8 protein-coding genes are annotated in these 11,496 nt (G+C 69.0%); 1 reads left to right on the forward strand and 7 read right to left on the reverse strand.

From position 1 onward, the window contains the following. Positions 1–112: 112 nt before the first annotated feature. Entirely contained in the window at positions 113–4,090 is a 3,978-nt protein-coding gene (gene eccCa / locus AB0C82_RS00060; protein WP_362834510.1) for a type VII secretion protein EccCa, read from the forward strand. Positions 4,091–4,231: 141 nt separating this feature from the next. Here eccCa and AB0C82_RS00065 read toward each other — a convergent pair whose 3' ends face one another. From AB0C82_RS00065 to eccB, 7 genes are all read right to left on the reverse strand, one after another. Then, complete coding sequence (locus tag AB0C82_RS00065; RefSeq protein WP_362834512.1) at positions 4,232–4,531, reverse strand: WXG100 family type VII secretion target; 300 nt, start codon at positions 4,529–4,531, stop codon at positions 4,232–4,234. Positions 4,532–4,595: 64 nt separating this feature from the next. Then, a complete protein-coding gene (locus AB0C82_RS00070) occupies positions 4,596–4,955 on the reverse strand; it encodes a WXG100 family type VII secretion target (protein WP_362834514.1) in 360 nt (119 codons plus the stop codon). Positions 4,956–5,030: 75 nt separating this feature from the next. Continuing rightward, positions 5,031–6,284 (reverse strand): S8 family serine peptidase, encoded by a 1,254-nt coding sequence (locus tag AB0C82_RS00075; protein WP_362834516.1) that lies wholly within the window; start codon positions 6,282–6,284, stop codon positions 5,031–5,033. 25 nt (positions 6,285–6,309) lie between these two features. Further along, the gene (locus AB0C82_RS00080) at positions 6,310–8,043 is read right to left on the reverse strand and encodes a hypothetical protein (protein WP_362834518.1); all 1,734 of its coding nucleotides are present in this window, start codon (positions 8,041–8,043) and stop codon (positions 6,310–6,312) included. Further along, positions 8,040–8,513 carry a hypothetical protein gene (locus tag AB0C82_RS00085; protein ID WP_362834520.1) on the reverse strand — a complete coding sequence of 158 codons (474 nt, stop codon included), beginning with the start codon at positions 8,511–8,513 and terminating at the stop codon, positions 8,040–8,042. The genes AB0C82_RS00080 and AB0C82_RS00085 overlap by 4 nt, the downstream gene beginning before the upstream one ends. Before the next feature lie 131 nt (positions 8,514–8,644). Further along, positions 8,645–9,901: a type VII secretion-associated serine protease mycosin gene (gene mycP, locus AB0C82_RS00090; protein ID WP_362834522.1), complete on the reverse strand. Its 1,257-nt coding sequence runs from the start codon at positions 9,899–9,901 to the stop codon at positions 8,645–8,647. Between the two features lie 14 nt (positions 9,902–9,915). Next, the gene (eccB, locus tag AB0C82_RS00095) at positions 9,916–11,442 is read right to left on the reverse strand and encodes a type VII secretion protein EccB (RefSeq protein WP_362834524.1); all 1,527 of its coding nucleotides are present in this window, start codon (positions 11,440–11,442) and stop codon (positions 9,916–9,918) included. Between the last annotated feature and the right edge of the window lie 54 nt (positions 11,443–11,496).

Below are 11,496 nucleotides of genomic sequence, written 5' to 3' on the forward strand. Positions count from 1 at the left end.
CCTACCGCCCTGGGCTCATCTGCTACGCCAGTAGGATTCCCCCGCGGATGGAGCCCGTCGCCACGGGGGCGCCGATAGGAACAGTTCTGTCCGGCAAGGGAATTGGTGAGCTGTGAGCCAGATCGTCGTCAAGCGCCCACCGCGGGCCCTCCCCTCCGAAGTACCGGGCGGACAGGTGCAGTTGCAACCTCCGCCCGAGCTGCCCCGGGGGCAGCAGGAGGGGGTGATGATGCAGTTGCTGCCGATGCTGGGCATGGGCGGTTCCGTCGTCTTCTTCTTCATGACGCCGAACCCGATCATGCGGATCATGGGCATGGTCATGATCGCCTCGACGATCGCCATGGCCATCGCGATGCTCGTCCGCTTCCGGCGCGGTACGCAGGGGCAGCTCGCCGACATGCGGCGCGACTACCTGAAGTACCTGACGCAGACCAGGCGAACCGTTCTGAAGACGGCCCACAAGCAGCGGGACGCGCAGTACTTCCTGCACCCGTCACCGGAGCAGCTGTGGGCGCTCGTCGCCGAGGGCAGCCGGGTGTGGGAGCGCCGCGTCAGCGATGCCGACTTCGGCCAGGTACGGATCGGCCTCGGCAGCCAGGAGCTCGCCACCCCGCTCATCGCGCCGGAGACCGCGCCCGTCGACGAGCTGGAACCGCTGACCGCGGGAGCGATGCAGCAGTTCCTGACGACGCACAGCGTGCTGGACGGACTGCCGATGGCGGTCTCGCTCCGCGCCTTCTACCACCTGACGGTCAGCGGCGAAGCGGAGTCCGTGCGGTCGACGGCGCGTGCGATGGTCGGCGCGCTCGCCTCCCTGCACTCCCCCGAGGACCTGATCATCGCCGTCGCGACGGGCCGGGACGCGGCCCCGCGGTGGGAATGGGCGAAGTGGCTGCCGCACGTCCAGGCTCCGGAAGCCGTCGACGGCGCCGGGCGCCGCCGCCTCATCACCACCAGCTCCGCCGAACTGGAGGAGCTGCTCGCCGGCCGTCTCGACGGCCGGCCGCGCTTCCAGCCCGGCGGCCAGCCGCTGCTGGAACAGCCGCACATCGTCGTGGTGCTCGACGGTGAGTCGGTGCCGCCGACGTCGGCGCTCGCCTCGCCCGAGGGCCTTCAGGGCGTGACGGTCGTCGAGCTCGTACCGGGCGAGGACATCGGTGGTCGCGGCGGGCTCTCCGTCCTGGTGCACCCTGACTCGCTGCGTATCGAATCGGGTCACGGGCTGGTCTACGACGGAGTGCCGGACGCGCTGAGCTACGAGGCAGCCGAGGCGCTGGCCCGCCAGCTGGCACCGCTGCACGTGGCCACCGGGGGTGACGACGACGAGCCCCTGCTCGCCAACCTGGAGTTCACCGATCTGCTGAACCTGGGGGACGCGGCGTCCGTCGATGTCAGCCGCACCTGGCGACCGCGCTCCCAGGCGGAACGGCTGCGCGTCCCGATCGGCGTCGGCGAGGACGGCGCCCCCGTCATGCTGGACCTGAAGGAAGCCGCCCAGGAGGGCATGGGACCGCACGGTCTGTGCGTGGGCGCCACCGGATCCGGCAAGTCCGAGCTGCTCCGCACGCTCGTCCTCGGCCTCGCGGTCACCCACTCCTCGGAGACGCTCAACTTCGTCCTCGCGGACTTCAAGGGTGGCGCGACCTTCGCCGGCATGGCGCAGATGCCCCATGTCGCCGCGGTGATCACCAACCTCGCGGACGACCTGACGCTGGTCGACCGCATGGGCGACTCCATCCGCGGCGAGCTCAACCGCCGCCAGGAGATGCTGCGCGACGCGGGCAACTACGCCAACATCCACGACTACGAAAAGGCGCGTGCCGCGGGTGCCCCGTTGCAGGCGGTTCCGTCACTCGTCCTGGTGATCGACGAGTTCAGCGAACTCCTCACCGCAAAGCCGGACTTCATCGAGATGTTCGTACAGATCGGACGCATCGGACGTTCGCTGGGCGTGCACCTTCTGCTGGCCTCGCAGCGCCTGGAGGAGGGCAGGCTGCGCGGGCTGGAGACGTATCTGTCGTACCGCGTCGGCCTGCGTACGTTCTCCGCGGGCGAGTCCCGGGCGGCGCTGGGCGTTCCCGATGCCTACCACCTGCCCAACGTGCCCGGCTCGGGCTATCTGAAGTACGGCACGGACGAGATGGTGCGGTTCAAGGCCGCGTACGTCTCCGGGGTCTACCGCTCCGGGGCCCAGCAGCCCGCGTCGCTCGGCGGACCGCTGCCGGTGGACCGGAGGCCGGTGCCGTTCACGGCGGCCCCTGTGCCGGTGCACTACGTCAGGCCGACGGCTCCGGACGGGCCCGCCGTTCCCGACGCGCGCACGTCGGAGGACGACGCGCTGGCCGACACGGTCCTCGACGTGATCGTGCAGCGGCTGGAGGGCCGCGGCGTGTCCGCACACCAGGTGTGGCTCCCCCCGCTGGACAATCCGCCCTCGCTGGACGACCTGCTTCCGGGACTCGCGGCCGTACAGGACCGTGGGCTGACCCAGCCCGGCTTCGAGGGGGCGGGCCGTCTCGTCGTACCGCTGGGTGTGGTCGACAAGCCGTACGAGCAGCGCCGCGACACGCTCTTCCGGGACTTCTCCGGCGCGGCCGGCCACATGCAGATCACCGGTGGCCCGCAGTCGGGCAAGTCCACGCTGCTGCGCACGCTCATCGCGGGCTTCGCGCTCACCCACACCCCGCAGGAAGTGCAGTTCTACGGGCTCGACTTCGGTGGCGGCGGCATGGCCTCCGTCTCGGGCCTGCCGCACGTCGGCGGGGTAGCCTCCCGTCTCGACCCCGAGCGGGTACGGCGTACGGTCGCCGAGGTGCACGGCATCATGGCGCGCCGCGAGGAGTACTTCCGCAGCGCGGGCGTCGACTCCATCGCCACCTTCCGCAGGATGCGGGCGCGCGGCGGCATCTCGGTGACCGAACAGCCCTGGGGCGACGTGTTCCTGGTGATCGACGGCTGGGGCAACTTCCGCGCGGACTACGAGGGCCTGGAAGCGGCTGTCGTGGACATCGCGGCGCGTGGACTGGGTTACGGCATCCACCTGATCGTCACCGCCTCGCGGTCCATGGAAGTACGGTCCAACCTCAAGGACCACCTGATGAACCGGCTGGAGCTCCGGCTGGGTGACGTCATGGACTCCGAGCTGGACCGCAAGTCCGCCGTCAACGTGCCCGCCGGTGTGCCGGGACGCGGTCTGACGCCGGAGAAGCTGCACTTCATGGCGGCGGTGCCACGCATCGACGGCATCAACTCCGACAGTGACCTCTCGGAGGCCACGGCGGCCATGAACCAGGAGGTCGCCCGGCACTGGACGGCCGCACCAGCACCCGCTGTGCGCCTGCTGCCGCGTGAGCTCCCGGTGGCCGAGCTCCCGGCCGGCAACGCGCAGCCGGAACGGGGAATCGCCTTCGGTATCGACGAGAACAACCTGGCGCCGGTCTACCTCGACTTCGAGCACGACCCGTTCTTCCTGGTGTTCGGCGAGAGCGAGTCCGGCAAGTCCAACATGCTCCGCCTGCTGATCAAGCAGCTGACCGAGCGGTACCAGCCGGACGCGTGCAAGCTCTTCGTCATCGACAACCGGCGCGGCCTGCTGGACGCCACGCCGGCCTCGCACCTGGCGGAGTACGTGCCCATGTCCAACAACATGGAGCACCACATGGACGCGCTGTACAACCTGATGCAGCGCCGTACGCCGTCGGAGAGCGTCACGGCGCAGCAGCTGCGGGACCGCAGCTGGTGGCAGGGCCCGACGGTCTACGTGATCGTCGACGACTACGACCTCGTCTCCACGTCGAGCGGCAACCCGCTGGCCAAGCTCACCGAGCTGCTGCCCTTCGCCCGCGACGTCGGCGTGCGGTTCATCCTCGCCCGCAGTACCGCGGGGGCGAGCCGGGCCCTGTACGAGCCGTTCCTGCAGCGGATGACGGAGCTGGGCGCGCAGGGTCTCCTGCTGTCCGGCGACCCGAACGAGGGCGACATCCTGGGCAACGTGCGGGCGAGGCCGATGCCTCCGGGCCGAGGCGTCTTCGTCACGCGGCGACGGGGGAATCCGCTGGTGCAGTCGGGCCTCATGGCGACGGACCGTTAGGCGAGGCGAAACGGGTGGGAGGGGCGGGTCCGAGCTTGCGGACCCGCCCCTTTCCGGTTGTTCGCGCAGGTGGACGCCCGGACATGCGTCAGGGTGGACACCTCCCGCGCGTGCCCACCCTGACTGAGACTCTGCCGAGCCTTACATGAAGTTCTGCGCGGCCCTCTTGTCGCCGGCCCGGTAGGCCGGGGCAGCTTCGCGCACCTTGCGGGAGATCTCGACGAGGGCGTTGTGGATCGCCTTGGCGTCGTTCTCCCACCCCTGCTGGGCGGTGTCGTACGCGGCCTTGGCCTCGCCCTGCCAGAGCTCGGCGACGGACGCGACGCGACGCTTGATGGCCGCGAGGTCCTCGTCGAGCTGCTTGCCCTGCCGGTCAATGGAAGCGGCGGCGGCGTCCAGGCTCGCGTAAGTGACGATCATCGAGCCGTCGTTGTTCGACATACGGTCCTCCAGTGTTGTCCAGGTCTGACGTCACGGCCTCGTACGTAGTACGGGCGCGGTGCGATCAGAAGTTGTTGAGGTTCGAAGTCCGGGCCGTCGCGGCTGCGTCACCGGAGTAGCCGTCGACGACGTCGACCCCCTGCAGGGCCGCCTTGATCTCGTCTTCGGTGTTGCCCGAGATGGTGCGGGCCGCCTTGATGGCTTCCTGGAAGTTGAGGAGGCGGTTGGCGATGCTGACCATCCTCTTGTTGATCTCTTCCTGCTTCTTGTTGAACTCGCCGGCGCCGATGCCCTTCCAGGCACCTTCGAGGCTGTCGATCGTCCCCTGCAGGGCCTTCAGCTGGCCCTTGACGGAGTCGAACCTCGTCGAGAGTTCGCCCTCCAGCTGCAGGAGACTGTGTTCTGTGAGCTTCTGGTCAGCCACGGTGTGTCTTCCTTCCTGGTGCTCTTGTACAGCCCGGCGTCATGCGCCGGTTGGATTCGTGTGAGGAAAGTGCGGTCAGGCGGTACGGCGCCTTCGGACGAACACGAAGGCACCTCCAGCGATGACCACCGCAGCGGCAACGATTCCGAGGATCAGACCCGACTGGCTGTCGTCCCCGGCCGTGGTGCCGGAGCCTGCCACGACCGCGCCGTCACCCTTTCCGTTCGCAGGTGACTGTGACGCGGTTGATGCGGACGGGGCTGCTGAGGCGGCGCCGCCGGACGTCTTCTCGTTGGTGAGAGGACTGACGTCGGGGGCGCCGGGGTCACCCTTGCCCTTGAGGATGTTCATCGACGGGCGGATGAGGCCGTGGCCGAGGTACTTGCTGGTCGTCCCCTTGTCCCAGTCACGGGAAGCCGTGTCGAAGAGGACGTTGAGAACCTGGTTCGCCGTCCACTCGGGGTGCGCGGACCAGATCAGGGCAGCGGACGCCGAGGCGATGGCGGTGGCTGCGCTGGTTCCGCCGTCGCCGTCGCAGTAGGCCTGGAAGGTCGCGTCGCACCAGTACGGAACGTCGTTTCCGGGTGACGCGATGTCTACGACAGTGCCGTTCTGGGAGTACTCCGCCACCTTGCCCTGACGGTCGGCAGAGGAGACTCCGACAACCTCCGGGTACGAGGCGGGGTACTGCTTTCTGTTGCTCTCTTCCGCGTTGTTGCCAACACTGGCGAAGAAGAGCTTCCCCTTGTCCTGCGCGTATTTCACCGCCTTCAGCTCCCTGTCCATCGGGAAGTCGCTACCGAAGGACATGCTGATGATCTGAGCGTCACTGTCCGCTGCGGCTCGGATGGCGTCGGCGCTGTCGTAAGCGTTCACCGAATGCTCGTTCTGGAACTCAGTGTCACTGATGCGCATCGGGATGATCTTCGCTCCGGGAGCGAGCCCCTTGAGCCCGCCCCCCTTTCCCGTCCCGGCGATCAGCTCAGCCATGGTGGTGCCATGCCCGGCGTAGTCGTCGTTCTCGTCGCCTTCGGCCCCAGTGGCGTCCATGCCCTTGAGGACCTGCCCCTTGAGGGAGGGAGTTGAGGCGTTCACTCCGGTGTCGATGACGGCGACCATGATGCCTTCGCCCGTCGTGGTCTTCCACAGATCCTCGGCCTGCATCGCACCGAGATACCACTGCTTCGACTGCACGTCCGCGGCGACAGCTTGGGGAGCCGCCCCGGCGAAGCCCACGCTCCATGCGGCAACCACAGCCAGCGTGCCTAGCGCGCGCCGCACAGCAGGCGTCCTGCTGGACTTCCGGGTCTGGCTCATTCCTGCTGTCATCCTGACTTCCGAACCTTTCGTGTTCCTACTCGACGACCGGCGGTACGGCTCCGCGCCTGGCCACCCATGTCTCTTCGTCCTCAGTCAGGTAGTCCGGGCGAGTCGAGCCGGTGGTCTCCTCGTCCTCGCCTTCGGGGCCTCGTTGTCCTGCGTGGCCCCGCACGAGACCTGCGCCGCCCGTCGTGAAGCCCCTGCCCGAGCCTGAAGCGCTCCCTCGGGGAGTGCCTACGACACCGTTGGCGCTGGGGGTGCCGCGCCCGCCGGACCGGCTGGCGCTGTTCGTTCCACCGGCGCCGATCACTCCCCGCTGGCCTGTACTGCCGGCAGGTGTACGCGCTTGAGCGGCACCCGCCGCGCCGATGACCGATCCGCGCGGCATACTGCGGCCCCCGGACGTTCCCGATGCCGAAGCAGCGCGTTGCGGGGTTCCGCCGACGATGCCGGCACCTCTCCCTGCTTGATGACCTGAGGGAGTGGCCGTGCCACCGGGCCCCGCGACCGGGCGACCGCCCGTCACGCCTGAGGGTCGGCCGGCCATCGGCGACTGGCCGCCGGTGGTACCTGCTCCGGCCGGACCGCCGCCCATGTACCCCGGGCGTCCGACGGGCGGGGCCGAGCGTCCGTTCGCCGTGGGCGCGGGGCCTGCCGTTGCCGAACGGCCCGTAGCTGCGGGGTCCTTCCCCAGGGGTGTCCTGGTGGAGCCGCCGGACGAACTCGTGGCCCGCGAGGAGCCACTCTGGACCGGGTTCGCGAAACCATTCGTGAAAGGCGGAATCGGGCCACCGCTGGGTCCCGGTGTGCCCGTGGTCACGGGGGACGGGGAAGGGGTTGGGGTGGCAACAGGAGCCGGAGGTGCTGAGACACTGTCGATCTCGGTCGAGACGCTCCGCTCAGGGACTGGCGTGACGGCGCCAGCGCGATCGACACCAGGAGCGCCAGCTGAGCCAGCCACGTCACCGCCAGCCCTTTGAGGGCTCTCAACTCCGCTCGCGTAGCTGCCGCTCGACGTCTCGGCGCCGCTGCCCGAGGTCCCGGATTCCGATCCCGTGCCGGATCTGAGGCTCGGCCGCGGCATCGCCACATCCAGCGCCCTGTCGAACCTGGGCGGTTCCTGCGCCGCCAGTGACTCCTCGGAGACCGAGTAGTAGGACGCCAGGCGGTTGGCCTGGTTGATGGCCTCCTGGCGGTCCTTCTCGACCTTGACCGCGGCCGTGTACTCCGGGTTGCTCTCGAGGCGGGCCGGGAGCTCGATCTCGTCGACCTTCTTGCGGACCAGCCGGCTGTCGCGCGGCGGCAGGGAGCTGCGCACCGACGCCAGGCCCGTGCCCGCGACCGTGATCTGCGTGCCGGCTCCGTCCGCGAAGTCACCGAGCTTCCTGGCGTGGGCGACCAGGCCCGTACCCCAGTCGCGGAAGGCCGTGCCGGACTCGCCCTCCCACTCGACCTTCGCGATGTGGGCCTCGAGCTCGTGCGCCGCTTCCTTGATGGCGTCCCTGGCGTCCCAGAGCGCCTTGCCGGCGCTCTCGAGGTGCTCGGGGTTGGAGTTCTCGATCATGTCGATCATGGCGTTCAGGTCGTGCCCCTCGAAGGAGGTACGGCCGGATGTGCCGCCCCCTCCGAATCCGAACGTGTCCATCACCTTGTTGACCGTCTCGGTGACGTCGGTGACGGTCAGCTGCAGCTGCACCCGTCCCTGGTCCTGCTCCAGCTGCTCCTTCGGACTGAGCTGCGGTTCGGGCTGTGTCGTCTCGTCGCTCATTCAGCTGCCCATCCGGCGTCGGACTGCTTGTCGTTGTTCTGCGGCTGCTCAGGCTTGCGGTGGCTTTCCTGGGCCTTCTCGTGGTCCTGGTCCATGCGGTGCTTGATCTCGTAGAACTGCCGCCGGATGTCGTCCTCGACGTTGTCGAAGCCGACCGCCGCCGCGTACACGCCGATCCTCAGGTACTCGATCTGGTCGCCGAGCGACCTGGAGAGCGAGACGAGCGACTCGTGGACACGGTTGTACTGGGTGTAGAGCCCGTCCGCCTCGGCGAAGGGAGCGTTCGTGCCGCTCAGCGAGGCGCGGGACACCGACTGCTCCGCCACTTTGGACTTGCTTGCCGCGGAGCCCTCGAACTCCGCCAGCAGGGTGTTGACGCGCTCCTGGAACTTCTCCAGGGCCCCTACGCCGCGCTCGAGGTCGCCCCTGCCACCGGTCGAGCCTCCCCCACCACCATCTGCTGGCAACACGATGCCGTCCTTCCCCGTTCCCCGTTTTGATCAGTCCGTCGTTCGGTGCGATCACGTCTGCTGGACGGACAACACTGATCCATTACCGACAACTCTAGCCACTGGATATGACAGTCCAACTGCCATGTCCGTCACATGAATTCCGTAGCCGGTCTGGTACGCCGCCGCATGTCGCGCACCGCCACCGCCGCACCCGCGATCGTCGCGACCAGGACTCCGCCGCCCACCACGACGTAGGTCGCCAGGCGCGCGTTGCGTTCCTCCGCCGTCTCGCCCAGGTGGAGTGCCGCCGGAGTCGGCGCCTCGCCCTTGCTCACGCCCTCGTTGGCCCGGGGCCGCTCGACGGGCTTGTCGCCCTCGGTCAGGGCGCGTACCGGGTCGACGACACCCCAGCCCACCAGACGGTCGTGGCCGGCGATCGAGCGTTCCGCCGTCTGCTCGATCTGGGCGACGATCTGCCGCTGCGTCCAGTCCGGATGCTTGGCCCTGATGAGGGCGGCGACTCCGGCGACGTAAGGGGCGGAGAAACTGGTGCCGTTGTCGGCGCAGTGTCCGCCTCCGGGGACGGTGGAGATCATGTCCACTCCGGGCGCCGAGACGCCCACGAACTCGCCCGACTGGGAGAAGGCCGCCCGTTCGTTGTTGCGGTCGGAGGAGGCCACTGCCAGGACTCCTTCGAAGGAGGCCGGGTAGGTCTCCTTGACGTTGCCGCCCAGACCGTCGTTGCCCGCCGAGGCCACGACCACGACGTTCTTGGCCAGCGCGTTGTTCACCGCCTGCCTCAGGCCGGCCGCGGGCTTCACGGCGTTGGCCGTGTCCTGCGAAATGTTGATCACGTCCGCCCGGGCGGTGTTGACGGCGTAGTTGATGGACGCGGCCAGGGTGTCGGCGGTTCCGTGCCCGTCCGCGTCGTTCTGCTGGATCGGGATGATCGTGGCGTCCGGGGCCAGTCCGGTGAAGCCGGTGCCCTTGGCCGGGCGGGCCGCGATGATGCCCGCCACCTTGGTGCCGTGGCCGACCGTGTCGGTCGTGCCGTTCTCCTTGCCCCGCTCGATCTTCGTGCCGTCTTCGGTCTTCAGGTTCCTGGGAAGGAGGTTGCGCCCGCTCGCGGTGTCCACGGCCCGGGTCAGCTGGGGGTTCTTGACGTCGACGCCCGTGTCGATGACGGCCACGCGTACGCCCTTTCCCGTGGACTGCTGCCACAGCTCGTCCATCAGCACGCGCTGCAGCGCCCAGGGGCGGCCCGGGTACTTCTTCGAGGGGAAGGTGCACTGGGTGAAGTCGTCCGCGGCCACCGGCAGCACGGGCAGTGTGATGAAGGCGACCGTGGTGGCAGCGGTCACGGTCAGCAGGCGCCGCCCCATGGTGGCGAGGAGTTGGGGTGTCATGTCCGCTCCGCCCCTCACGAGCCCTGCGGCTGACGGGCCGCGCCCGTCGACAGCCGCGGCCCCGTCGACAGGAACGAGGACCAGGCGGCCGGTACGGGAGCGGGGTCGACATCCTTGTACCCGAGTCGGTTCTGGGACTGCTGAGCCTCCAGCTGCTGCGCTTCCCTCTCCTTCTTCGAACCGGACTCGCCGATGCCGGAGTCGTCCTGCGTGCTGTCGCCGTTGGACTGCATGGCATAACGCAGTCCGGTGTCCGTGACCAGGAACAGGAAGCCGGAGTCGGTCTCGGCTCCCTTGAACTGCCGGAAGAGCTGACCCGATCCCGGCGTGACGTACGCGCTGCTGGAACCGGTGGGGAGAGCTGCGGGGAAGTCGGTGCCGGCCCACGTGGTGAGCGTGGTGGCGCCGCTGTCCGCGTCGACGTCGCGCAGCACGTTGCAGACGGTGTTGCGGCTGCCCCGGTCCGTGCTCGCCGAGTTGACCGGCTTCGGCTCGCTCGCCGGCCAGTCCGCTTCCTGGGCGAACGGCCTGCCCGGCTGGAACGCGGCGGCGCTCACGGGCTTCTCGTTGCCCGCCTGACCGAGTCCGACCAGGGCCCGGCTGCTGAGCAGCAGCTTGGCGGTGAAGTCGGACACGGGGGCGACGCGGCCCGGCAGGACGACGTACTGCTGTGTCCTGGTGCCGGAGGTCGCGGCCAGGACCATGCCCACCCTGTTCGCGTCGGCGTCCAGATCGCCGGGAACGCCCGCGGGAGCGCCCGGGGTTCCGGGGACGGTCGGGAAGGTGACGGGGTCACCGGTGTGCAGGGTGCCGAGCCAGGCGGTGGACACACGCTGGGGCTTGCGGTTCGCCTCCACCACGGTGCGCTGCAGCAGCTCGTCCTTGGCGACCGCGTACGCCTTGCCTCCGGCGTCCACGATGTACCGGGTGCCGTCCGGCGCCTCGACGTACATCAGCTCACCGCCGCGCAGCCGCCCCTTGCCCTCGGTCTTGCCGTGCTCGCGCTCCGCGAGGACGAAGGCCGCCTTCTGGATGGCCCTGCCGCCCTCACCCGGACGCTCGCAGACCGCCCAGCGTTTGGCAGAGCCCGCCTCGTCCTTGTCGGGCAGCCGGTCGGGGGCGTAGGGGATGCCGAGGGTCGCGCCGTGCGGGATCTTGCCGCTGTCGAGGACCGATTCGTCGACGTTGATGACCTTGCCCTTGTCCGGGTCAAGGAGGAGCTTGGCGGACGACATGTTCAGGACGGGGTGGAGCTGCGACTTCCCCTTGGTCTTCAACACCACGTACCGGGTGGTGGACTTACTGGCGATGATGACGTTCTCGCCGGGCGTATCCCACTTCTGCGGCGCCACCGGCTTGAACATGCCCCAGGCTCCGAAGACCGCGAGGACCACCACGCCGACGATCACTCCCGGCATCACCGCGCGCAGGGGGCGGGGCGCGCCCTCTTCCGAGCCGCTCGGGTGGGGTTGCAGGAACTGCGCGATCAACCTCCGCTTCGCGAAGGTGTAGGCGTTGAGCTCGTCCCGCCGTGATGCCATCTGTCCGCTGCCCCTCATCCCCAGTGGGCAACCAGGTTCCCACACACACCACCG

It is taken from the genome of Streptomyces sp. NPDC048560 (assembly GCF_040650955.1).
GTDB lineage: Bacteria > Actinomycetota > Actinomycetes > Streptomycetales > Streptomycetaceae > Streptomyces.